Annotated in this window: 21 protein-coding genes; 5 read left to right on the top strand and 16 right to left on the bottom strand. The window is 67.9% G+C overall.

The features are described 5' to 3' along the window. Positions 1–106 precede the first annotated feature (106 nt). Positions 107–691, top strand: a complete 585-nt coding sequence (locus ACFV15_RS10340) for a pentapeptide repeat-containing protein (protein ID WP_378349908.1) — start codon at positions 107–109, stop codon at positions 689–691. A 115-nt stretch (positions 692–806) separates the two neighbouring features. Here ACFV15_RS10340 and ACFV15_RS10335 read toward each other — a convergent pair whose 3' ends face one another. Then, positions 807–2312, bottom strand: coding sequence for an alpha/beta fold hydrolase (locus ACFV15_RS10335; protein WP_378349907.1), 1506 nt, complete (start codon positions 2310–2312; stop codon positions 807–809). Between the two features lie 92 nt (positions 2313–2404). Here ACFV15_RS10335 and ACFV15_RS10330 point away from each other — a divergent pair, with 92 nt between their 5' ends. Together ACFV15_RS10330 and ACFV15_RS10325 are read left to right on the top strand one after the other, a co-directional pair. Beyond that, a complete protein-coding gene (locus ACFV15_RS10330) occupies positions 2405–5038 on the top strand; it encodes a BTAD domain-containing putative transcriptional regulator (RefSeq protein WP_378349906.1) in 2634 nt (877 codons plus the stop codon). A gap of 89 nt (positions 5039–5127) precedes the next feature. Continuing rightward, the gene (locus tag ACFV15_RS10325) at positions 5128–5604 is read left to right on the top strand and encodes a hypothetical protein (protein WP_378349905.1); all 477 of its coding nucleotides are present in this window, start codon (positions 5128–5130) and stop codon (positions 5602–5604) included. Here the strand turns inward: ACFV15_RS10325 and ACFV15_RS10320 are convergent. Together ACFV15_RS10320 and ACFV15_RS10315 are read right to left on the bottom strand one after the other, a co-directional pair. Continuing rightward, positions 5601–6323, bottom strand: a complete 723-nt coding sequence (locus ACFV15_RS10320; RefSeq protein ID WP_378349904.1) for a YidC/Oxa1 family membrane protein insertase — start codon at positions 6321–6323, stop codon at positions 5601–5603. The genes ACFV15_RS10325 and ACFV15_RS10320 overlap by 4 nt on opposite strands. Positions 6324–6389: 66 nt before the next feature. Further along, complete coding sequence (locus ACFV15_RS10315; protein ID WP_378349903.1) at positions 6390–6662, bottom strand: DUF6412 domain-containing protein; 273 nt, start codon at positions 6660–6662, stop codon at positions 6390–6392. Between the two features lie 207 nt (positions 6663–6869). Between ACFV15_RS10315 and rho the strand changes: the two genes are divergently transcribed. Next, the gene (gene rho, locus ACFV15_RS10310) at positions 6870–7946 is read left to right on the top strand and encodes a transcription termination factor Rho (RefSeq protein WP_378349902.1); all 1077 of its coding nucleotides are present in this window, start codon (positions 6870–6872) and stop codon (positions 7944–7946) included. Here rho and ACFV15_RS10305 read toward each other — a convergent pair. The 4 genes from ACFV15_RS10305 to ACFV15_RS10290 form a co-directional block, all read right to left on the bottom strand. After that, entirely contained in the window at positions 7943–8710 is a 768-nt protein-coding gene (locus ACFV15_RS10305) for an SDR family oxidoreductase (RefSeq protein WP_378349901.1), read from the bottom strand. The genes rho and ACFV15_RS10305 overlap by 4 nt on opposite strands. 95 nt (positions 8711–8805) lie before the next feature. Further along, positions 8806–9531, bottom strand: a complete 726-nt coding sequence (locus tag ACFV15_RS10300) for a hypothetical protein (protein WP_378349900.1) — start codon at positions 9529–9531, stop codon at positions 8806–8808. 157 nt (positions 9532–9688) lie between these two features. After that, positions 9689–10627 carry a hypothetical protein gene (locus tag ACFV15_RS10295; protein ID WP_378349899.1) on the bottom strand — a complete coding sequence of 313 codons (939 nt, stop codon included), beginning with the start codon at positions 10625–10627 and terminating at the stop codon, positions 9689–9691. Between the two features lie 7 nt (positions 10628–10634). Then, the gene (locus ACFV15_RS10290) at positions 10635–11135 is read right to left on the bottom strand and encodes a hypothetical protein (protein WP_378349898.1); all 501 of its coding nucleotides are present in this window, start codon (positions 11133–11135) and stop codon (positions 10635–10637) included. 102 nt (positions 11136–11237) lie between these two features. On the opposite strand from ACFV15_RS10290, the gene ACFV15_RS10285 reads away from it, so the two are divergent. Continuing rightward, positions 11238–12512, top strand: a complete 1275-nt coding sequence (locus ACFV15_RS10285) for an MFS transporter (RefSeq protein WP_378349897.1) — start codon at positions 11238–11240, stop codon at positions 12510–12512. On the opposite strand, the gene ACFV15_RS10280 is transcribed toward ACFV15_RS10285, so the two are convergent. The 9 genes from ACFV15_RS10280 to ACFV15_RS10240 all read right to left on the bottom strand — a co-directional run bounded on the left by ACFV15_RS10280 (position 12454) and on the right by ACFV15_RS10240 (position 23587). Next, positions 12454–13659 (bottom strand): MFS transporter, encoded by a 1206-nt coding sequence (locus tag ACFV15_RS10280; protein ID WP_378349896.1) that lies wholly within the window; start codon positions 13657–13659, stop codon positions 12454–12456. The genes ACFV15_RS10285 and ACFV15_RS10280 overlap by 59 nt on opposite strands. Then, complete coding sequence (locus ACFV15_RS10275) at positions 13656–14876, bottom strand: ATP-grasp domain-containing protein (protein WP_378349895.1); 1221 nt, start codon at positions 14874–14876, stop codon at positions 13656–13658. The genes ACFV15_RS10280 and ACFV15_RS10275 overlap by 4 nt, the downstream gene beginning before the upstream one ends. A 10-nt stretch (positions 14877–14886) precedes the next feature. Further along, on the bottom strand, positions 14887–16182 hold the full coding sequence (locus ACFV15_RS10270) for an acetyl-CoA carboxylase biotin carboxylase subunit family protein (protein ID WP_378349894.1): 1296 nt from the start codon (positions 16180–16182) through the stop codon (positions 14887–14889). Positions 16183–16193: 11 nt separating this feature from the next. After that, positions 16194–17543 carry a 3-carboxy-cis,cis-muconate cycloisomerase gene (pcaB, locus tag ACFV15_RS10265; protein WP_378349893.1) on the bottom strand — a complete coding sequence of 450 codons (1350 nt, stop codon included), beginning with the start codon at positions 17541–17543 and terminating at the stop codon, positions 16194–16196. Continuing rightward, entirely contained in the window at positions 17540–19501 is a 1962-nt protein-coding gene (locus tag ACFV15_RS10260; protein WP_378349892.1) for an FAD/NAD(P)-binding protein, read from the bottom strand. The genes pcaB and ACFV15_RS10260 overlap by 4 nt, the downstream gene beginning before the upstream one ends. 8 nt (positions 19502–19509) lie before the next feature. Then, positions 19510–19845 (bottom strand): hypothetical protein, encoded by a 336-nt coding sequence (locus tag ACFV15_RS10255; RefSeq protein ID WP_378349891.1) that lies wholly within the window; start codon positions 19843–19845, stop codon positions 19510–19512. Positions 19846–19869: 24 nt separating this feature from the next. Next, positions 19870–20910, bottom strand: a complete 1041-nt coding sequence (gene aroF / locus ACFV15_RS10250) for a 3-deoxy-7-phosphoheptulonate synthase (protein ID WP_378349890.1) — start codon at positions 20908–20910, stop codon at positions 19870–19872. A gap of 95 nt (positions 20911–21005) precedes the next feature. Next, the gene (locus ACFV15_RS10245; protein ID WP_378349889.1) at positions 21006–22664 is read right to left on the bottom strand and encodes a class I adenylate-forming enzyme family protein; all 1659 of its coding nucleotides are present in this window, start codon (positions 22662–22664) and stop codon (positions 21006–21008) included. A 104-nt stretch (positions 22665–22768) separates the two neighbouring features. Continuing rightward, positions 22769–23587, bottom strand: coding sequence for a prephenate dehydrogenase/arogenate dehydrogenase family protein (locus ACFV15_RS10240; protein WP_378349888.1), 819 nt, complete (start codon positions 23585–23587; stop codon positions 22769–22771). Positions 23588–23589: the final 2 nt, after the last annotated feature.

The following is a 23589-nucleotide window of genomic DNA, read 5'->3' as shown; positions in this document are numbered from 1 at the left end:
CTTCCCCGCAGACGCAAGACCGATATTAGACGTCATCGCACCAAGGGCTCAGCAAGCGATCGGTCCATATCCCGCCCAGAGGGGTTAGCTCCATTAGCCTGGCCGGGTGACGGAGGACGAGACCTTCCACCGTGTGGACTGGTACGCCGAGGAGTTGACGGCGCGGGCTTTCACGCGATGCCGGTTCCTGGAAGTCGACTTGACCGAAGCGTCGACGCGCGGCGTGGTGTTCACCGACTGCACCTTCGGCAACGTGCGGTTCAACGCGTCCAAGCACACCGACTCCGCGTTCACCGGGTGCACGTTCGAGCGGTGCAACCTGTTCGACACGGAGTTCGTCGGCTGCAAGCTGGTGGGCAGCGGGTTCGCGGAATGCTCGCTGCGGCCGTTGCGGGTCACCGGCGGGGATTGGTCCTTCGTGAATCTGCCAGGTGCGGACCTGCGGGGGAGCACCTTCCAGGGTGTCCGCATGCGTGAGGTCGACCTGGCCGGCGCGAACTGCGTCGAGACCGTCTTCACCGACGCGGACCTGTCCGGGGCTCAGCTGCACGGTACGAAGTTCTCCCGCGCGGATCTCCGGGGGAGTGACCTGACGGCGCTCGACCCGCTCCAAGCTGAACTCGACGGCGCGATCATCGACGCTGCGCAGGCAGTCGTGCTGGCCGGCGCGCTTGGCCTTCGGGTCCGTTGAGGAACCCAGGCTGGAATGTTCGCCGCGGGCGACACGGTCGAATCGCCCGCGACGAACAAGGTGACGGCTAGTTGTCGCCCCTATCCGTCGGTCATGACTTTATTCAAGGTTGGTATTAAGCGCCAGGCCCAGTTCCATCGAACGGCACATTCGGTGGCGGATTCGTGGACTGGCAGGTGAGCCTGCTGCCAGGCAATACGCCGTCGAGCAGGTAGGTGTTGACGGCATCGTCGACGCACGGATTGGCCGCCGGGAATCCGGTGAACGGGTCCGGCACGTTGGCGTACTGGCCGTGTGCGCCCTCGCCTGCGACGCTGACCAGCGAGCTACCCAGGGTTTCGGCCATGACCTCGCCATTCACGTAGGGCGTGTTCGTGTCGCCGTCGCTCTGCAGCACGAGACCCGCCGGGTAGCGTGCAGGGCCGATCTTGGGTAGCGGTTCGGGAGTGAAGCTGCGGAAGGTGCAGTTCGTCGGGGCCATGTATGACACGGTGTTCCCGTAGGGGAAGTGGTCGCGTGCCTTGCGCATGTCCGCGTAGTAGCCCTCCACGTTGGATGGCCAGCTCCACTCGCAGGTCACCGTCTGGAATACGCCGTTGCGGGTCGCCTTGATGTCATCGCGCAGCGCCGAGACCACGCGATCGGTGCGGCCGCGCGAGCCGGCCGCCGGCTGAGCGCCGGCGAGCTCGCCGAGCGCCTGGCGCATCGTCTCGCCGAACTCCTTCCACAGTGGACGGTAGCGAGTGGATATGCCGACGTTCTCGTCGAACAGCGTGATGTCGCGGAAACCTGCGATCGGCTTTGCCTTGACGGCCTCGGCGACCTTGTCGACGGAGGCGCGGACTTCCTGCGGTGTCGTGCCGAGTTTGAACGTTTCGTCGCGGTTGGCGGCCCAGGTCGCCCAGCGGGTGAAATTCGCCTCGAGGGTGGCGAGGATGTCGTCGTCCTGTTCGTGCCAGGTCTTGACCGGATCGAGGGCGGAATCGAGCACGCTGCGGTCAAGCCGCTGCGGGAACATTTCGCCGTAGACGGCGCCGAGCCACGTGCCGTAGGAGACGCCGAGGTAGTTGATCCTTCGCTCGCCCAGTGCCGCGCGGGCCCGGTCCAGGTCGCGCGCTGTGTTCATCGTGGTGATGAACTGCCGGAGCTTGCCGCCGCCTCGCCGGCACTGCTCCTCGGAGTCCCGTGCGTATGCGGTGAAAATCGGAAGGTCCGCGTCGGCCGGCCTGCTGGGCAGGTCCGGCTGCCATGAACTGATCAGGCATGCCAGCCGGGTCGACCGGCCGACGCCGCGAGGGTCCATGCCGATGATGTCGTAGACCTGGCCGATCGGCTGGTGCGCGTAGTCGAGTGGCAGCTGCAGGCCACCCCCGCCGGGGCCGCCGGGATTGGTGAACAGCACGCCGCGACGCCGTTTCGGGTCCGCGGCCTGGTGCCTGCTCAGCGCGATCGACAGCTGGGCGCCGGAGGGTGTTTGGTAGTCCATCGGCACGGTAAATGTGGCGCATTCGAGGCCACCCAAGGCGGAGCCCTCGCAGGGGCGCCAGTCGAGCGCGGCGGCTTGTGCTTCGGTGGCCGGGGCGAGCGCCAGAGCGCTCAGGATGGCGACCGCCAGCGTCACGGACCTCACTATGCGTATCCCTTCGGCGACTGAGCGAAGTTATAGCACTGCAAGGGTTTCCAGGCAGGGCGATGCGTTGTTTGGATGCGGGCGTGCGATTCCAGGTGCTCGGCCCGCTGGCGGCGTCGGTGCCGTTGCCGTCGGCTGCCCAGCCCCGGCGGTTGCTGGCCATCCTGCTGGCCAGGCCGAACGAGTTCGTGCACCGTGACGCGCTGGTCGACGAGCTGTGGCCGGACGGGGCGCCGTCGAGTGCCGCGGCGATCGTTCAGGTCACCGTGTCGAAGCTGCGCAAGGTTCTGGGTGAGGATCGGCTCCGCAACGGCCCGCTCGGATACCGGCTGACCGTTGAGCCAGGTGAGCTGGATACTGATCGTTTTTTGGCGTTGGCGGACGCGGGGGCCCTGGAGGAGGCGCTGGGCTGCTGGCGGGGCCCGGCGTTCGAGGACATCGCGGGCGGGCCGCTGGTCGAAGCGCACAAGCTTTGGCTGAACGACCGGCGCTGGTCCGTTTTCCGCCGGTACACCGCGCGTGAGCTCGAGCGGGGCAGGCATCGTGAGGTGGTCGACGAGCTGGCCAAGGTCGTCGTGGACCGGCCGACCGACGAGCAGTTGGTCGCCCAGTTCGTCGTCGCGCTCGATCGGTGCGGGCGTCGCGATGCCGCCTTGCGGGCCTTGGATCGAGCACGTGTCGCACTGTGGGAGCAGGCCGCTGTCCGACCTGGCGACGACTTGCGTGGCCTCTATCGGCGGATCGCGGGCCGGGAGTGGACGTCTGGCGACCCGCCGGCGCAGTTGCCGGCCGCGACGCCGGACTTCGTCGGCAGGGCGTCGCAGCTCGCCGAGCTGGAGCGGGCGAGAGGGCTGGTCGTGCTGCACGGACCGCCCGGGATCGGCAAGACGGCGCTGGCGGTGCAAGCCGGGCGACGGGCACGCAAACGCTTTCCTGACGGCCAGCTCTATGCGGAGATCGGACGGGCGACGCCGCGCGACGTGCTGGCGGGCTTTCTGGTCGCGCTGGGGGTCGAGCCGTCCAAGGACCCGAATGAGCTGGTCGGCTTGTGGCGGGGGCAGACGAGCGATCGGTGTCTGCTGATCGTGCTCGACGACGTCACGTCGGAGCGCCAGTTGCGCTCGCTGTTGCCGAGCGGGCCGGGATGCCTGGTGATCGCGACATCGCGGCGCCGGTTGCTTGGCTTACCGGGGCAGGCGGTCGAGGTCGGGGAACTGGCCGAAATCGAGGACTTGTTCGGCCGAGAGCGGCTGCTGGCCGAGCCGGGTGCCGCCGTGGAGTTGATCCGGCTGTGCCGTGGCCTGCCGCTGGCCGCGCGCGTCGCAGGCGCGAAGCTCGCGCAGCGTCCGTATCTTCGGGTCAGCGAGCTGGCCGAGCGTCTGGCCGATGAAACGCGGACGCTCGACGAGCTGATCGCCGGGGATCTCAGCGTCCGGGGTGTGCTCTCGGCGGCCATGCGGGAGCGGTCGGCCGAGGAACGCGGTGCGCTCCGGCTCCTCGCGTCCTGTGCGCCGGAGGTCACCGAATGGTCGGCGGCGGCGTTGCTCGAGCTGTCGGTGCCCGCGGCGAGAGACTTGCTCGATGTGCTGGTCGACGGTCATTTACTGCGGACGGATGGCCGGGATTCGCTGGGGTTCGTCCGCTATGTGCTGCCCGATTTCGTGCGATTGTTCTGGCGTGCGGCGCCGGATCCGGAAGCGACCGGGCGGGTGTTCGCGGCGGTGATCGAGCGGCTCGCGGTGGCGTATGGCGCGCTGGCGGCCAGTCCGGCCGGGTCCGTGCACACGGTGTCGCTGCTCGGGCTTGCCGCTGATGGTCCGGAAACGGCCGTCAAGCTGCTCAACGCGGGCTCGCTGCACTGGGAGGACGGCCGGTCGCAGCGTGCGCGGCGCTATTTCGAGCTGGCCGAAAGCCGGTTCCGCGCGCTCGGGGATGACCGGGGTACCGGGGCTTCGCTGGTCGCGCTGGCGGATGTGCACGCTGAGCTCGGCGACGGGCAGCGGGCTTTGCGCGAGCTTCGTGAGGCGTTGGTGCTCTTGAAGGGTGACGCTCAGGGCCAGTCGGTCGCGGCGTACCAGCTCGGGTCGCTGCTGGAGGACCTCGGGGACGTCCGGCGGGCCATCGAGAGCTTCGAGCTGAGCATGCTGCTCGCCGAGGACCGGAACGACCAAGCGGCCAAGCGCTACGCCGACGTGCTCCGGCGGCACGGACGTCATGACGAGGCGGGCGCGTTGCTCGAGGACGCGCTCGGCAACGCCACGCGTGCGGGGGAGCAGCACTGGGAGGCGCATGTCCTGCGCAGTCTCGGTGACCTGCACGCCGAGCTGGGCGAACCCGCGGACGGCAGGCGGCACCTCGCGCGCTCGTTGCGGCTGTTCGAGCAGCTCGGGCACCGGCACGCGGCGGCCTACACGCATCGCAGCCTCGCCGACGCGTGTCATCTCGGGGGTGACCGGGTGGCCGCCGAAGCGCACCTGAAGACGGCGATGACCACGTTCGCCGACCTCGGTGACCGTCGCGGCGCCGGGTACGCGCTGCTCAGCCTCGGCCGGATCCGCGGCGACACGTCGGCGTTCACGCTGGCCGCGAACCTGTTCCGCGAACTGGGCTTCCCGTTGTGGGAGCTGAGGGCCCTCGCGGGGCTAAACAGCAGGTCACAAGGTTGCGAGCTAACTCGTGAAGCATTGACGAAGATCAGTGGGGCACCTGGTTCCTGAGTGTCACATCCGGGTCGTGTTTGGCGAAGTTATGGCGGCGCCGCCGAAGCTCCAGCGCGGTGAGGAACCAACGACTCTGGAGGCACTCCATGCGTGTACTTCCGCGGCTGGCGGTGGCCGTCACGGCCATCGGGGCGGCGCTCCTGTTCACCACGGGCACCGCTTCGGCCGTCACGAAACTGAGCCAGTCCGCCGCCCAGTCGCAGCTGGGCGGCGCCGGCATCACCCACTCGTCGAGCGGTGGCTGCACCAACCGGTACGTCTCGACGTGCACGTCGTACGAGCAGATCAACCAGAGCACGGTGAGCCAGGCGATCACGCTCAAGCGGTCCAGCGGCTGCTCGATCAACATCACCGGCGGCACCGAGGTCGGCCATGCCTCGGGCACCTACAGCCACTGGAACGGCTACAAGATCGACATCTCGCACAACAGCTGCATCGACTCCTACGTCAAGAACAGCTTCACCTATATCGGCCTGCGTGGCGACGGGTATCCGCAATGGAAGTCCGCAGCAGGCAACTTCTACTGCGATGAGGGCAACCACTGGGACATCACGTACTTCTAGGCCTTCCGGGTCCGGTCGCGAGGGGAAACCGCTGTGAGGGCGGCGTTTTCCCCTCGCGGCCTCCGGAGCCAGGCGCGCTCGGCGACCGTCCAAGTGGTCGTCGTCAGCAGATAGAGCCCGGCCGCGAGTGGTACGAAACCGGCGGCCAGTACCGTGCCGTAGGGCATCAAGCGCAGGAATTTGGGGCTATCGGGCGACTGCCGGGCCTGCCAGCGCGATGAGAACCAGGCGACGATCGCGAGCAGTGCGGCGAGTCCGAAGTAGACGGGGCTGCCGGACAGCGCAGGCCAATGCGCGCCGAGCGGGCTGCCGAAGAGTGTTCCCGCCAGCAGTGAATTGGGTTCGCCCGCGACCGTCGCGGACGAGAAGAGCTGGTACATCACCCAGAAGAACGGCAGCTGGGCGAACATCGGCAGGCAACCGGCGAACAGTGAAACGCCGGATTCCTCCTGCAATTTGGCGACTTCCTGTCGCAGTCGGTCGGGGTTGTTGCCGTGCTTTTTCTGAAGCTTCTGCAGCTCGGGCTGCATCACCGCGCGGGCGCGTTCCCCGCGAAGAGCCGCCCTGCTCAAGGGATGCAGCAGCAGGCGGACGCACAGGGTGAACACGATGATCGCGACCGAGACGGCCAGCGTGCCGGTGACCGGCTGGGTGATCGAGGCGAGCCAGGTGACGAGGTGATACGCGCCGGAAACGGGCACGTCGAGGAAATCGAACATGGGCAGCACTCCGCTGAAGAAGAAAAGGGTTGGGGGATAAGCGGATTGGCTGCGTACGAGAAAGAGCTACGCAGCCAGGCTGCGCAGTCCGGGTGCGCGGGGACGCCGTCGCCCGCGGGCGTCAGGGTCTCGCAGGCGCAGGAAAGCGGCGCGCCGGGAGCGCTCGCGCAAAGCCGTGGCGCGGCCGCGTACCGGCGAGGACCACAGGGTGAGTTCGCCGCCGTGCGCGTGGGAGACGAGGAGTACGACCAAGAGGCTCGCGGCGAGCACGGACGCGAAGGCGAGCAGCGCGCCGGGGCTGGTCAGCACCGGAAATGCCAGCTGCAGCAACGTGGACACGCGACCTCCCCTCAGGTTCGGCCGAAGTGTACCGGAACCGGGGTGCGTTGCGCTTCGACGCGGTGTCGCGTATGCTGATGTTGCTCCCAGTGGAAGTCGGCTAGCTGAGCCGCCCCGGGACCTCTTCCCGAAGTCAGACCTTCTGGTCTTCCTTCCTCTTATACCCGCGATCCGTTCTGGTCGCGTTCGCATCCTTGGAGAAAACCCATGCCCGAAAACTCATCCACCATCTATGGAATCGTTGACATACAAGCGAAAACCGCGTTCGTCAGGTCCGGCTACGCCGCCGAACCCGGCGATGTCCCGTTGCCGCTGGCCACCGTGCGCAACTACGCGCTGCGCCAGAGCGACCTGATCAGCGGCACCACGACGCACATCGACACCGTCAATGGCGCCGAACCCACCAGGAACCGCCCCGATTTCACGGCGCTGACGCCGATCCACCCGGACCAGCGGCTCCTGCTCGAAACCAAACCCAATCTGCTGCTCACCCGGTTGATCGACCTGGTGATGCCGATCGGCAAAGGTCAGCGCGCGCTGATCCCGGCGCCGCCCAAAGCCGGTAAAACCTCTGTGCTGCAAGGCATCGCGCACGCGCTGTCGGTCAACCATCCCGAATGTGAGCTCATGGTCCTGCTCGTCGACGAACGCCCGGAAGAGGTCACCGACCTGCGCCGGTCCGTCGACGGCGAGGTCATCGCGTCGACCTTCGACCGGCCGCCGGCCGAGCACATCGCCGTCGCCGAACTCGCCATCGAGCGCGCCAAGCGCCGGGTCGAGAACGGCGAGGACATCGTGCTGCTGCTCGACTCGCTCACTCGCCTCGGTCGCGCGTACAACCTGGCGGGGAAGCCGTCCGGGCGGATACTGTCCGGCGGTGTCGACGCTGGCGCGTTGCAGCCGCTCAAGCGTTTCCTCGGCGCGGCGCGCAACGTCGAGCACGGCGGCTCGCTGACGATCATCGCCACCGCGCTGGTCGAAACCGGGTCATTGGCCGACACGTTGTTCTTCGAAGAGCTCAAGAGCACCGGCAACGCCGAGCTCAAGCTCGATCGCAAGCTCGCCGAGCGCCGCGTGTTCCCCGCCGTCGACATCACCGCGTCCGGCACCCGCCGCGACGAGCTGCTGGTGCCCCGCGAGGAGCTCGCCGTCATGCACGACGTGCGGCGCGCACTGCACGGCCCGAACGCCACCGAGCAACTGCTCGAACAGCTTCGCAAGACCTCGTCGAACGCCGAATTCCTGTTCCGCGTTTCCGCTTCGGTCGCCCCGCGCGCCGCTTAAACGCCCATCACGCCGATGTTCGCGCCGCCGCTGACCTCGATGACCTGGCCGGTGATCCACCGGCCGTCGTCCGAGACGAGCAGCGCGACCGCGTCCGCGATGTCCGCTGGCTGCCCGATCCGGCCCAGCGCGATCGAAGCCGAGAGCGCTTCGATGATCCCCGGCTGCTCCCGCACCGGCGCGATCAGATCGGTGTCTGTCACTCCTGGCGAGACCACGTTGACCGTGATCTGCCGCTGACCCAGCGGGATCGCGAGCGTCCGGCCCAGCATCTCCAGCGCGCCTTTCGTCATCCCGTAGACGAGCGCCGCCGGCAGTGGCATCCGGGTGATGGACGAGGAGATCAGCACGACGCGCCCGCCGTCGTTGAGCAGTGGCAGTGCCTGCTGCAACAGGAAGAACGGCGCGCGCACATTCACCGCGAATGTCTCGTCGAACGTCGCGGGCGTGGCCATGGTGAGTGAGCCGGGCCCGCCGGAGCCGGCGTTGTTGACCAAAATGTCCAAGGGACGGCCGTCGAGACCGGCTTTGAGCCCGGTCAGCAGGGTTTCCACGTCACCGTCCACACCCAACGGCGCTTTGACCGGAAACGCGGCGCCCCCAGCGTGTTCGATGGCCGTGACGGTTTCCTTGGCGGCCGTGTCGTTGCTGCCGTAGTGCACCGCGACCAGCGCGCCGTCGGCGGCCAGCCTGCGGGCGATGCCGCGGCCGATGCCCCGCGACGCGCCGGTCACCAGCGCGGTCTTGCCGGTCAGGTCCGCCATCGCAATGCCCCTTGTCGGTCGATCCGGTGGGTTCTGGATCCACCTTGGCGCAGCGTGCTCACTGGCTGCGCACTGTCGCCCGATACGCCGTCAGGTCAGCGCGGTTGGGCCGAGGCGAGCACGCTGTCGAAGATCTCGGCCGATTCGGCCCAGCTCGCCTCCGAGGACGAGATGTAGACGACGTAGTCGGTGTTGCCGATGCGCCAATAGACCCCGCGTGCGTGCGTGGGTTTGCCACCCTTGGTGAAGGTGAACTCCCAGTCGACCGCTTCGCTGGCACCGCCGAACGCGATCTTGTCCAGGCGTACGCGCTGGTAGCCGGTGCTGATGGCGGTGTTGCGCGTCTCGTTGCGCGCGGTGATGTCGAATAAGGAGCCACTGCCGCCGGGGTTGCCGCCGAAGCGGATCAGCCTGCTGGCCTCGCCGGGGTCGGTCGCCTCGCGGTTGCTCGCGACGGCGCCTGCGTGCACTGACCAGGAGGGTGGCAGCGAAACGGTCAGCCCGGCCGGGCCACTGACCGGCTTCAGGTCCGAGGTCGTCGATGAGGTCGTGGTGGTCGTGGTGGACAAGGGCGCGCGGCTGGGTGAGCGTGAGGACGAGGGCTGCAGGAGTGGCTCTTGCGTGGCCACCGGCGGCGGGGCGGCGTCCTGCATGCGCTTGGCGCTGGAGATCGCGACGTAGACGATGCCGGCGACCACGGCGACGGCGAGCGTCATCACCGCGATGATGATCGCGTTGGTCCAGCGCCGGGGACGCGGTGCCGCGATCACGGCGAACCGGTCGGTGTCCATTTCGCTGGACGGATAGCTCCCGTCGGACAACGCGTTGTCCTTTCGTCGTCCCCCACTGCTTTTGTTTCAGTTCAGGATCGGCACTGGAGAATTCAATTTCAAGCCGTAACAATAGGTGGCTTCGGGCGATATCGGCAATCGGGACCGTCCGTGTTTCGATCGCCGAGGGGGCGACCGAAACCGCGGGTCAGAGGTGATCCAGCAAGGTGACTGTCCGTGCCGCCACATCGGCCGGAATCGGCCTGGCGTGACGCATGTGGGTGACAGTCAGCGTCGTGGTCGCTCGGTCGAGTGCGTCCCAGTCGCCGAGGCGCAGTCCGGTTTCCAGGGTGCCCAGTAAAACGCGCACCGCGTCCCAGTCTTGGGCCGAATGGGTCAATTTCGTGAGAAGATCTCGGATTCGCGAGCGTAATGCGCGTTCGCGGCGGAGTTCGGCTTTGCGCGCGCCCGCGACGAGCAGGCGCGGACTCTGCACCAGCAGCCTGCTGGCGTCGAGTTCACGCACCAGCAGCGCGGCGAGCAGCCGCGGCTGATGCTGTCGCGCGTCGAACGCCAGCGCGGTCAGCGCGGCGGCGGGCGAGACCGCGCGGGAGATCCAATTGTCGGCCAGCGCGGTCAGCGTCGGTGACGTCGCGCCGGGCAGGAGGATCGGCACGAAGGTCAGCTGCGGCAACCCGTACGACATGCGGTCGCGGGCCGTGTCGGCGCGGCGCAGGATGTCGGCCAGTTCGGCGTCGGTCGAACCGTCGCCGGAGACCGCGACCACGGTGTCCGGCAGTTGCGCCAGGCACACGGCCGCGGCGTCGGAGGTCCCGTGTGGACAGTCGATGAGTACGGCGTCGTACTGCCGCGCATGGTCGGCGCGCCAGGCTTCGAGCGCGTCGCCGAGGCGCCGGTCGGTGTAGAGCGTCTCGAGATCGATCCGTTCCGGTTCGCCGCGGATGACTTCGACGCCGTTGTCCTGCGAAGTGATCGCCGGAGCGGACGGATCGGTCAGGAATCCGGGCAGACCGGACCGTTCGACGCGCAGCACGCGGTGTCCCCAGCCCGCCAGCACCGCCGCTGTCCGCCGCGCCAGTTCGGCGGACGGCGGGTGCTCACGCCGTGCGTAGAAGGTGGTGATCATGGCGGCCTCACAGCTGGGGGAGTGACGGCGGTGGCTGGGCGGGCGGGCGCGGGTGCGCCGACGGCCAGGCGCGCCAGCGCGGCACCCGTGGCAGCAATTCGGCCACCGCGATCGCCAGCTTGTCGACTTCGCCGGCCAGCGAGTCGTAGCGCGGGGTCTGCCGGAACGAGGGGTGCGGGCGGTTCCAGTGACGCAGGTCGTGACCGGGCAGGCCCTCGCCGGAGTACCGCACCGGGCAGATCAAGGGCCGGTCGCACAGGCGCTCTCGCAGCCGCATCGACTCCCATTCGCTGAGGCAGTCGGGTGACGTGAAGTACGGCGGCGACCAGATCGGCACCAGCAGCCGGGCGTCACGCAGCGCGCCTTCGCCGGAGAGGACGATTTTCGGTTCCTCGATGAGTTTGGCCAGACCCAGGTCGAGCAGATCCCGGAAATGATTCACCGTCCACTCCCGCGACGGCCCGGTGCGCGCGCAGCTGAGAAACACGTCGTAGCGGTATCCGGGCATGGCCGTTTCACCGTCCTTTCCGATGTCCGAACGCCGAACGGGTGCTTGACGGGCCGCGCGCGGGGATGGCACGTTCGGTTACCACTTGACGAGGAGACCGCCTTGGCCCGGAGTGCCCTGCTCAGCCGAATCGCCCCGCCGCCGGGCCCGCCGACGGTGCTCGCGTTCGGTCAGTTGACCAACTCCGTCGGGGACGGCGCGTATTACGTCTGTTCTGTCCTTTACTTCACCCGGATCATCGGACTTTCCCCGACCCAGATCGGCCTCGGTCTCACGATCGGCTGGGCGGTCGGGTTCTTGATGGGCGTGCCACTCGGTCATCTCGCCGACCGTTTCGGCACTCGCGGGGTCGCGACGCTGCTGGCGCTCGGGACGAGCGTCGCGGTGGCGTCGTTCCTGGTCGTCCGGACGTTCCCGTTGTTCCTGGTGTCGGTGGTCGTTTACGCGACATGCCAGTCCGGGCTCGCGGCGGCGCGCCAGGCGTTGCTGGCCGCGCTGGTCGAACGCCAGGATCGGACCAAGACGCGGGCGTACCTGCAGGCGGTGACGAACGCGGGTATCGCCATCGGCGCCGCGATCGGCGGCCTGGCGCTGCAGTTCGACACCAAGGAGGCGTACCTCGCCGTCATCGGGATGGACGCGGTGAGCTTCCTGCTTTCGGCGCTGCTGGTCTTGAAACTGCCACCCGTCGCGCCGGTGGCGCATGTCGAGGGCGAGCCGAAGCTCGCCGTGCTGCGTGACAAGCCGTACGCGCTGATCTCCTTCCTCAACATGATCATGCTGCTGCGGATGCCGATCATCAGCCTGGCGACGCCACTGTGGATCACCCAGCGGACCAACGCGCCGACCTGGATGGTCTCCGCGCTGCTCGTGCTGAACACGGCCGCGGTGATGCTCTTCCAGGTGCGGGTGGCACGAAAAGTGACCGACCTGAAGTCGGCGTCGAAGATCGTCACGCAGTCCGGCTGGGTGATGTTCGCGTCCTGTGTCGTGTTCGCGTTTTCCCAGATCCACGCCGCCGTCTGGATCCCGGTGGCCATTTTGCTGCTCGCCGCCACCGTGCAGGTGATCGGCGAGATGCAGCAGTCCGCAGGCGCCTGGGAGATGAGCTTCGAGCTCGCACCCCCCGACAAGCAGGGCCAGTATCAGGGCTTCTTCGGCGCCGGCTTGCCGGTCGCGAGGATGTTGGGGCCGCTGTTGCTGGTCACGCTGATCGTCGAGTGGGGTGCGCCCGGCTGGATACTGCTGGGTGTCGTTTTCTTGGCCAGTGGGCTGGCGACCGGCCCGGCGGTCCGCTGGGCCGAGCGCACCCGGCCGGTCACACCGCGACCGGCTCCCGAACCGCTGAACGTGCCAGGAGCACCCGGAACTGACTGAGGATGACCAGCCCGGCCGCGCCGAACAGCAGCGCCATGCCCCACGGCGGCACGATCGAGCCGAGCGAGAGGCAGACCGCGGCGAGCATCTGCGCGACGCGGATGTTCAGGTTGTAGACGGCCATGTACCGGGTCCTGGCCTGCTCCGGGACCATGTTCGCCAGCATCGCCTGCTTGACCGGGACGTTCATCAGCTCACCGATGGTGAACACGAACCCGGCGATCAGCAGCACCCAGCCGGTGTTGGACACGGTCAGCACCATGTACCCGGCCACGAAGATGCCGACGCCGCCGAGCAGGCGGACGTTGTCGGAGAGCCGGCGGAACAGCAGATGCGAGAACAGCGTCAAGACCACCACGAGAGCGGTGTTCTCGGCGCGCAGGATGCCGAGCAGCTCGATACCGTTGGGCAGGTCGTGCGCGAGCCGCACGCCGACGTAGTTGGTCAGCTGCAACTCGATGCCCATGAACAGGGTGGCGGCCACCATGTACCGGATGAACATCCCGTCCTTGATGACCAGCTTGTAGCCCGCGCTGAACTCCGCCAGCGCCGAAGCGCGGGGTGGCGCGTTCTCGACCACCGGCTTCGTCTCGGCGATGAAGAAGTACGTCACGAGCACGACACCCGCGGTGCAGACGGCGGCGCCGCCGAGCAGCAGCGTGAAATGTCCGTTGTAGAGGAAGCCGCCGGCCAGCCCGCCGATGGCGAGCGCGAGGTTGATCGTCCAGTAGATGAACGTGTAGACCTGCTTGCGGTCTTCGGGCGTGGTGACGTCGATGATCAGCGCGTCGTTCGCGGGCAGCGCGACACTGGCCGCGAAACGGTTCACCAGGTACGCGCCGTACACCAGGACCGTGTCACCCCACGAGTCGCCGAGCGCCATCACCGCGAAGGTGATGACGCCGGCGAACTCGGTGAGCAGCAAGGTCTGGCGGCGCCCGCGGGTGTCCGAAATATGACCACCCACGAGCATGCCGACGACGCCGAACGAGACGACCACGAACATCAGCACGCCCGCCACCGCGACGCCGTAGCGGAACGCGAGGTAGATCGCCATGAACGAGGTGATCATCGAGTCGAGCAGCCGGTTGACGAACCCGACGCCGATGCGCACCCGCAGGTTCGGGTGCAGCTTCAGGAAATTCATTCGGTGATCACCCGCACCAGTGCTTTGATGAGATCGAGGCGGGCGTCCGTCTCGGCCTCGTCCTTGCCGTGGAACGTCACGAACCCGTGCCGGGTACGCGAGTCGACGGTCACCGGCAGCGTCCCGCCCACCTCGAACGGGAAGCTGACGTCGCCGACGAACTCCAGCTCGCGCACGATGTCCAAACCGTCGATGGACTTGATCGTGCCGGGGATGAACGAGAAGTAGTGGATCCTGGCGACGTCGCTGCGGGTCTTCGGGGTGATCGGCCCGCCTTTCAGCGCGCGGAAGATCTCGCGCTCGAGGTCGAATCCGGTGGCCATCTGGACCAATTGCGGAATGCGGTCGCCGCCCAGCCGTGCCTGGGACTCGACGATCTTCGGGCCGCGCCGGGTCCAGATGACCTCGGTGTGCACCGGGCCGGTCTGGTAGCCGGAGACGCGCAGCAGTTCCTTGGTCAGTGTCGCGATCGCCTTGGTCTGGGCGGATTCGGCGACCGGGTGGACGTGCCCGGCTTCGACGAAGGTCGGCGGCGGGCCGAGTATCTTGCGCGTGACGCCGATGACGTGGTGCTCACCGCGGATCGACATGCTCTCCACGCTGAACTCCGGGCCGTCGAGGTACTCCTCGATCAGCACCGGCCCGTCGTAGTCGTAGGACTCGAGCAGCTTGCCCCAATCGGCGAGCTGCGAACGGTCCGTCAGCTTGAAGACGCCCTGCGACGCGGCGAGGTCTGTCGGTTTGACGACCACCGGGAGCCGGAAGCCGTCGAGCAGGCCGTCGACCTCCTGCCAGTGGTCGGCGTGCGCGTACTGGACGCTCGAAAGCCCGTGCGTGGCCAGCAGCTTGCGCATCTCGTGCTTGTTGTTGAGCAGCCGGATCGACCGCGGCGGGTTGACGGCGGTGCCGAGCTCGTCGGCGATCTCGTAGGCGGGAACCATGCTGGCTTCCATGCCTACGTGATAGACGAGCTCGGCACCGGTGTTCTGGACGGCTTTTCCGATGACTCTGGTGAGCTCCTCCCGGTCGGTGAAGTCGGCGTACATGAGAGTGTCGGCGTGCTGTTCGACCTCCTTCAGGTACTCGGGGAAGTTGAATCCCGGCGGCATCATCGGGCCCATGCCCGGGTCCCAGATCGCACAGACGGCGAACCCCTCTTGCGTGGCCTTCTCGACGAAGGCCTTGTAGGGCATCACCATCACAAGTGGGGTGACCATGTCCTGCTCCTTACTTCTCGACCTTGATGGTGATGGCCTCGCGGACCCGGTGCTCCAGTTCGTCGAGCTCCTTCACTGTCGGGGCGTCGATGAGGAAGGTGACCGCCCTGTCCTCGGACGCGCTGAGTTCGGTGAGCGTCGTTCCCTTTCCTTTCAGTACGAGCAGCGCTCGTAAGGTGGGCGGGTCGTCTTGGGCACCCGGCTGGATCTCCGGCCACAAGCCGTCTTCGCCGAGCCAGTGTGGCTCTATGCCGTCCCATTCGATGACGACGTCGGCGAGGGTGCCGAGTTCGTGCTCCAAGTAGATTTGCCGGGCGTGCCTGGCCGGGGTGGGGTACGAAGCGTCCTCGCCCAGCGCGATCTTCGTGATCTCCGGTTCGGCGGCCGCGCCGGTGGCGAGTCCATAAAGGACCATGATCCCGTCGCCGGGCGTGCGGGCCGCGACCTCCATCAGGAAGGGTTTCCCGTCGGCGTCGACGCGCCATTCGGCATGCGCGATGCCGTTTTCGAAGCCGAGCTTGTCGAGCATCTTCTGGTTGGCGTCGAGCAAGGCGTCCTGGACGTCGAGACGGTCGCTGGGCACGCTGTGGGACAGCTCGACGAACGTGCGGGCATGCGAGTCGGTCGTCTCCTTGCGGGTGACCGAGGTGAAGATCGCCTTTCCGTGCTGGACCAGGCTTTCGACCGAGAACTCCTGGCCGACGACCTTGGCTTCGACGAGAACGGTTTCGTGTTCCGGGTAGGTCCGCAGCTGCTTGTGCAGTTCGTCCCAGTCGTCGACCATCTCGACGCCCGAGCTGGAGTGACGGCTGGCGGGCTTGACCACGGCGGGGAACCGCACGTCCTCGGCGTGCAGGGTGTCGCGCTCGCCCGCCGGGAGCACTATCGACAATGGACTGAACTCGGGCAGGTAGAAGCGCTGGAGGTACTTGCTGCGGCACACCCGGGTGGCACGCAGGCCGGGGCTCGGCATGCCGAGCGCGTCGGCGAGGATGCCGGTGGGCTCGACGAGGGTCTCCCCGACTGCGAGAACACCGGCTATCTCGTACTTCTCGCGCCACAGCTGCCCGAGTGCGACGACGCCGGCGTTGTAGCTGCCTTCCTCGCTGACGCCGCCGTCGATGAAGCCGATTTCGTGGATCATCGAAGCCGGGTGGCCTGGCTCGGCCATCCGGGCGAACGCCTCATCCCGCCAGCGCGCTTGGGTGATCAGGAGGATCTTGAGCCCGCGCTTCGCGAGCTCGGTCAGGTACAGGGAATTGCGGCAGACCACGCCAAAGGTTCCGGTCAGGATGAATGCTTCCATGGGTACAACTTTCAGGTGATGTGATTACGGAGGACCAGATCGGCGATCGCCGACGCGTCACCGACGTACTGGGCCGGGTCGAGCAGGGCCCGGACCTCGGTGATGTCCAGTTGCGGCACTTCTCCCGCCAGCAGGTCGACGAGGTCGGCGCCGGTGGAAGCCGACTCCTCGATGAGCCGGGTGAGCAGCTTCTTGGCCGGAGCCTTGCCCAGCAACGGCGCGAGCACCGCGCCGAGCTTCTCCGACACGATGGCGCTTCCGGTCAGGCGCAGGTTGTCCCGCATGGTCTCGGGCTGCACTCGCAGTCCGCCGGACAGTGCGGCCGCGTTCGTCGCGGCTCCGGCGGCCAGCCGCAGGATTTCCCGCAGTGGCTGCCATTCCGCGTGCCAGCCGCCCGCCGACCGCTCGTCCTCGACGACCATGCTCTGGTACAGCACCAGCGCGTACGCCGGGATCTGCCGCGCCGCGGTCATGATCAGTGTCGAGTACACCGGGTTGTGCTTCTGCGGCATGGCCGAAGAAGCGCCACGCCCCGGCGCGGACGGTTCGGCGACCTCGCCGATCTCGGTCCTGGTCAGCACCTGGACGTCGAGTGCGAACTTCCCGAGCGCGCCTGCCACGAAGACCAGCGCGCCCGCGATGTCCGCGATCGGCGTGCGGATGCTGTGCCACGGCACGGACGGCTCCAGCCCGAGGTGCCGCGCGAACGGTTCGATCAGCTCGATCCCGCCGCGGACACCGGCCTGTGCCGCGTATTCGCCATAGGCCGACAGGGTGCCGGCCGCGCCGCCCAATGACGCGGGCAGCACCACGCGCTCGACGCGCTCGATCGTGTCCAGCACCAGCTTGAGCCAGACCGACGCCTTGAGCCCGAACGTGATCGGCACCGCGTGCTGGGTCAGCGTCCGGCCCGCCATCGGCGTGCGCCGATGCTGCCGCGCGAGCTCGGCCATCCCTTCCGCGCACGACCTGAGCTCGGTCACTATCCGGTCGAAGACCCTGGAGGTGACCAGCATCATCGCCGAGTCGAGGATGTCCTGGCTCGTGCTGCCGCGATGCACGTAGTCGACCGCGTAGTCGTCGATCGACGCCACCACAGCGGTCAGCTGGGTGACCAGCGCGACGACCGGGTTGGCCGTCGCGTGCACTCCGGCGGCGAGGCCGCGCAAGTCGAGCCGGTCCGCCGAGCAGGCGGAGACGATGACTCGCGCGGCTTCGGCCGGGATCACGCCCAGCTCGGCCTGCGCACGGGCGAGTGCGGCCTCGGCGTCGAGCATGGCCTGCACCCACGCGAGATCGCTGACCAGCTCGTCGACGCCGGTGCCCGCCCAGCCGGGGGCCAGCAGCCCGAAGTCCGTCATAGGCCGGCCGCCGAACTGAAGCGCAGGGAAGCGGCGGACAGGCTGGCTCGCGCCACGGCGTCGGCGTCGGCCACGATCACCGAGTTGACCCCGGGACGGATTCCCGCCGCGGTCACCCAGTGCACGGCCTCGGTCGGCACGCCGAACGCGAACCGGCGCGGGTGCGGCTGCCGCGCCGCGCCCACCAGGTTGTACGGCCGGTTCGACACCGCGAGCCCGCCGGTCTGGAAGTGCCCGCCCGCGTTGCTCGGTATCCGGTAGACCCGTGCCTCGCCGCGCGCCAGGAGACTGCCCATCAGCGGGTCGGTCGTGCGGCGCAGATCGGGCTCGGGCAGCCGGGCCTCGATCAGCGCGGTCGCACGGAGGACCTGCTCGGGGATCTCGCTGGAGCCGACCTGGAAGCCGAGCCCGTCGTCGGGGGTCTCGACGATCATGCCGGGGCCCACCATCTCGATGACGTCGGCCTCGATCAGCGCGACCAGCTCCTCGATCCGCCGTGCGGGCGGGCCGATGGACACGAACGCGTTGAACGGGGTGTACCAGCCGAGCAGGTCGTCACGGTAGGAGTCGCCGGACAGCCCACTGTGGTCGACGATCAGCCTGATCTCGTTGCGGAGGTCCCGCATGACGTCGAGAGCGGCCTTCAGTGGGCTGGACACGTTGCCGCGCTTGGCTTCCTTCACATCGTTCGACAGGTAGGGGATGAGCCACTCGCGGTATTCGGCGGCGTCCGCGAACTTCTTCTCGCCGTACGGCTTCGAGATCGCGTGCCAGTCCCAGCGCTCCTCCGGCGCTATGCCGGAGCGTTCGAGCAAGGCTTCCTCCGCCGCTGATTCGATCCGGGTGAACGGGTCGAACCGGTTCGCGTCGCCCGCGTCCTCGATCTCCAGCGCGCGGTAGCGGCGCAGGAACGTGTCCGCGTCGCAGCCGCAGTGCCGCTCGGTGAGCAGCGTCGAGTAGTAGACCGCGCGGATCTCGCGGTCGATGAGCGGCCAGACCTCCGTGCGGAAGTTCGCCCGGTGCCCCCGGCTGGCACGCTGCCGGAAACCCGCGACGACGTCGGCGGTCAGGAACATGGCGTCGTGGCGGCCGTACGGGCCCTTCTGGTTCTCGCCGCGGGCGTGGTACGGGATGCCGCGCCGGGATCCGGTGATGATCCTCGGCTCGGCGCCGGACGCGTGATAGACGAGCTTTCCGTTGCCATCACGGGAGAACTCGCCGCCGCGGCCGACGGTCAGCAGCGCCATGTAGTCGAAGAAGTTGAGCCCGAGTCCTCTGAGGATGGTCGGCTGACCCGGCTCGAGGAAACCGAGGTCGAGGTCGGCCGGGTTGATCGGCGGGATGTAGTCCAGGCCCTGGCGTGCCGCGTAGTCGGCGAGTGAGCTCTCGTTCTCGGTCGGGATGCTCGGCAGGTGGCCCTGCGTGAGCACGACGGCGTCCAGGCTCTCCAGGACGCTGCCATCGGACAGGGTGACGGTCTGGGTGCCGTCGGACGCGTCGGAAAGCGAGGTCGCCGTGAGCGCGTGCAGTTCGATGGAGAGGTGGTCCACTGTGGTCTTGAGCAGGTGCCGCAGCACCCACTGCAGGTAGTGACCGTAGAAGGCACGTGACGGGTAGGAGTCGGGGCCGAGCCGCTTGGCCTCTTTTTCCACCCACTCGGGCACGTTGCCCGCGAAGGTGTGCACGAACCGCGCCCAGTCGTGCAGGCTCGGGCCGGCCACGACTGGGCCCGCGCAGTCGACCGAGTCGTCGGCGAACATGGTGATCTGCGAAGCGACGGTGTTCATCAGCAGTTCGGTGGACTGCGAAGTGCGCCAGACGTTGCTGCCGCCGAGGATGTGCGGGTCGATGACGTGCACGGTCACATGCTGGGTCGGGTCGCGGTCACGGGCGTTGGCGCACAGTCTTTCCAGGACGGAGAGGCCTCTTGGCCCGGCACCGATGATGCAGAGTTCCATAGTTTCTCCTAGGCGGCTTTCACAAGTTCAGTGCCGTGCGAGGCTGCGAAGCTGGCTCGGCAGGTGCGGACTATCTGCTGGGTCGCCGGGGTGTCCGGGGTCTCGCCGCACCGGGGACAGGTCAGCTCGACCACGCCCAGAAGGTCATCGACGGCCACGGACAGCGGGCTTTCACACCCGCGGCACCAGCGGTGCCCGGTCACCGGGATCACGTGCAGGGGTGAGGAGATGCAGTCGTGTGCCCACCGGCGGTGGTAGCGGCAGGTGATCCGTTCATGCGGATTGAGGCCACGCCGGTCTTCCGCGAAATCCTCACCGGCCAACACCGAGTCCAAAGTGGACATGTTCCTCACCCCAAGGAAGTGCTCTTACGCGAAGTCGGGGGCGGGCCGGACGACGCCGCCCATCTTGCGGCCGATGCCCATGGCGAGCAGTTCCAGCTTGGTCATCAAGCCGCGGAACGCCTCGGGCACGAGTGCCTGCTTGCCGTCGCAGAGCGCCTGCTCCGGCTGAACGTGGATGTCGATGAGCAGCGCGTCGGCGCCGGCGGCGGCCGCGGCCAGCGTCATCGGCTCGACCAGCGCCGGGATGCCGACGGAGTGGCTCGGGTCGACCATCACCGGCAGGTGCGAGCGCTGCTTCATCAGCGCGACCGCGGACAGGTCGAGGGTGAACCGGGTCGAGTGCTCGAAGGTGCGGATCCCGCGCTCGCACAGCACGACCTGGTCGTTGCCCTGCGCGGTGATGTACTCGCTCGCGGCGAGCGTTTCGTCGACGGTGCACCCGAAGCCGCGCTTGAGCACGACCGGCAGGCCTGCCTTGCCGACCTCGCTCAGCAGCTCGAAGTTCTGCATGTTCCGCGCGCCGATCTGGAAACCGTCGATGGTCTCGGCGAGGCGCTCGACGTGCCGCGGGTCGACGCACTCGGTGAGGATCGGCAGGCCCGTGTGAGCGCGAGCTTCCTCCAGGAGCTCGAGCCCTGCCCAGCGCAGCCCCTGGAACGAATAGGGCGAGGTGCGGGGCTTGAACGCGCCGCCGCGGAGGCCGACGGATCCGTACTGCGCGGCGACCGAAGCGGTGGCCAGCATCTGCTCGCGGTTCTCGACCGCGCACGGCCCGGCGAAGACGGCGACGGAGCCGTCACCGATCCTGGCGTCGCCGATGGTGACTATCGTGCCCTCGGGCCGCAGTTCGCGGCGCCCGAGCCGGAAGTCGCCCTTGGAAGCGACCTCGTGCTTCGGGGTGGGCAGTCCACTGGGAGCGGGGATCTCGGTGCCGGGGCCCTTCGCGATGATGACTATGGAATCACCGAGTTTCACTGAATTCGCGGTGGTGCCGGTGGAATCGAAGTGCTGCAGCCAGCCGTCGACGTTGGTACCGGCGGCGAAGACCAGAAGCGACTCAGACATGACAGTTCTCCTTGCAAGACAGGTGGGGGTGGGGTGGAACGGGAAGGCCCCCTTCATCAAGAGGGGTTGGTGAAGGGGGCCTTCCCGCGAAGGCGTTACGCCGAAGCGACGTAACGCGGGTCTGCCGTGGAGGTGTAGGTCTCCAGAGCGTTGTACTTCTCACGCAGCTCGCGCTTGAGCACCTTGCCGGTCACGCCGACCGGGAGGTCCTCCTCGTGCTGCGCGATTTCGAGCACGCCGACCGGCAGATGCCCGGCGGCGACGAGAGCCTCGTTCGCCAGCCGCAGCAGCTTGTCGGCTTCGACGACGGAGCCGGTGGTGACGACCGCGACCGGGACGATCTGGCCGTCCCGCTTGCCAGCCACGACCGCGGCGTCGATGACGTCGGGCACGTCGGCGAGGATGACCTCCTCCATGAAGACCGAGTAGCCGACGCCGTTCGCGGTTTCGATGGCGTCGACAGAGCGGTCGACCAGGAAGTGGTCACCGTTCTCGTCGCGGTACGCGTTGTCGCCGGTCAGCCAGTAGCCGGACAGGCGGCTGCGGTAGGTGATCTCGGAGTTCGCCCAGTACCCGGGGGTGATGGCGGGGCCACGCGCCCCGAGCAGGCCGATCTCGTTGTCTCCCGCGATGGAGCCGTCGGCACGCAGCACGACGACCTCCGCGACCCCGACGGGCTTGCCCGCGCACCGGTCGTTGCGCGCGGTGTCGAGGTTGCGGATCTTGAGCAGCACGCCCCAGCCGAGCTCGGTGGTGCCGAGCCGGTCGAAGAACGCCGACTGCGGCCGGTCCTTGCTCCGCAGTCCCAGGATGTGCTTGATGTGCGCCTCGTGCACGGCGTCGCCGATGGACACCCACACGTTCACCGAGTCGAGCACGCCGGGCTGCAGCTTCAGGCCCGGGATCTCGGAGTAGGCGTGTGCGAAGGACATCACCGCGGTCGGCTGGTAGAGCGTGACGTCCGCGATGAGCTCGTCGCCGGGACGGTCGAAGGCCGCGATGGTGTTCGCGCCGGCCAGCACCGCGTACGTGGTGTACGCGATACAGCCGAGGTGCGACTGCGGCAGCGACGTCATGGTCAGCGCGCCGGGGTTCTCCTTGTGGTCGACCAGCCTGAACTTCGGACCGGCCACAATGGACTGGTGCGTGTGGATGGTCGGCTTCGGGATGCCCGTGGTGCCCGAGGAGTGGAGAATGGTGACCGGGTCCTCGTTGACGTGCTTGAAGCGGCCCTCCGGCGGCAGCACGGCCGCCGGGGGAGCGGGCTGCTCCTCGACGGTCGTGATCCATTGCAGGCTCGGCAGGTCTCCGGCGCCGAGCTTGTCGAGGCGGGCCTGGTCGATGTACAGGCCGACCGGGGTGGTCTGCTTGATCAGCGACTGGGCGATCTCCTTGGACGCGTTGCTGTTGATCAGCACCGCGATGGCGCCGATCTGCGCCAAGGCGTAGAAGTGCACGGAGTAGGCGAACGAGTCCTCGAAGTAGACGGCGACCCGGTCACGCGGGATGACACCCTTGCCGCGGTACCAGACCGACCAGCTCTGCACGAGCTTGTCGAGCTCCAGCAGGCTGAACTCGTGCTGCTCTTCCCCGTCGGTGTTGATCACCGGGCGCTCGGTCCGCAGGAACGGCTTGTCCGGTGCCGGGCTGTGGGCGATCGCCGAAGGGAGCAGGTTCCCGCCGCCGACGGTCTCGTCAGCGCTGAGCTTGGCGCGCTGGTCCGGCGACAGGATGGTCTCGATCGACAGAGTCATATGGGTACGCCTTTCGGTCAAAGGAATTCCGGTGTTCACTGCTCGATGTCTGGGTGCTGAGGAAGTCGGTTCGTGGTCACTTCCTCCTTCCGTGCCGGGGAGAGTCAGAGGGTCTTGAAGGCCTCGGCGCACAGGTCCTGGTAGTGGACGAGGTCGGTGCCGAGGAAGTCGCGCAGGCTGTCGAGCACCGTCGTGAAGGCGGCCTCGTTCCCGGTCTCCACCATCTCGGCGAGACGGTGGATGTTGCCCGCCAAGGCTTTCCGCGCCGGAACTGCCTGCGGATTGCCTGCTTGGACGTCCCAGTAGACCTCCGGGGTGCCCGAAGCGACCCTGGCGAGCAGGGCGAGCATGGTCTTGTGCGGCGGCGGCGCGATCGCGCTGAGCTCCTCGATGCCGACGTCGAGCTCGGTCAGCGCGAGGCCGAAGGAGAGCACCGCGGCGTGGGTCAGCGCCTGGCTGGCGCCGGCGAGCCGGTCGTGCTCGTGTTCGGTGACCTCCACGATGCGGGCGCCCCAGCTTTCGATGAGGCGCACCAGTTCCCGGCCCCGAGGCCCTTCGCGGACCACGACGGCGGCCACCGGCCGTCCCTCGAAACCCAGTGAGGGCGCGAACATCGGGTTGACGCTGAGCATCTCGCCGTCGTCATACTCACGGGCCGCGGTGACGAACGGTTCTTTGACCGAGAGGGTGTCGACCAGCAGCGCGTCCGGCCGCATGGCATGCGAGATGCCGCTGAGTGCTTTCAGCGCCACCGGTTCCGGGACGGCCAGCACCACGAGGTCCGCCTTGCCGAGTTCTTCGGCCAGCGCGGCGTCGATCTTCGTGATGTCACCGCCGGTCGTGGCGTCCACGATGGTCACCTCGGCGCCGGAACCCCGGAGGCGGCCGGCGAACAAGCCGCCGACCGCCCCCGTACCACCCACCA

This window comes from Amycolatopsis sp. NPDC059657 (assembly GCF_042734395.1).
In the GTDB taxonomy this organism is placed as follows: domain Bacteria; phylum Actinomycetota; class Actinomycetes; order Mycobacteriales; family Pseudonocardiaceae; genus Amycolatopsis.
Note: the sequence above shows the minus strand (reverse complement) of the source record. Positions and strands in the feature narration are given on the sequence as shown.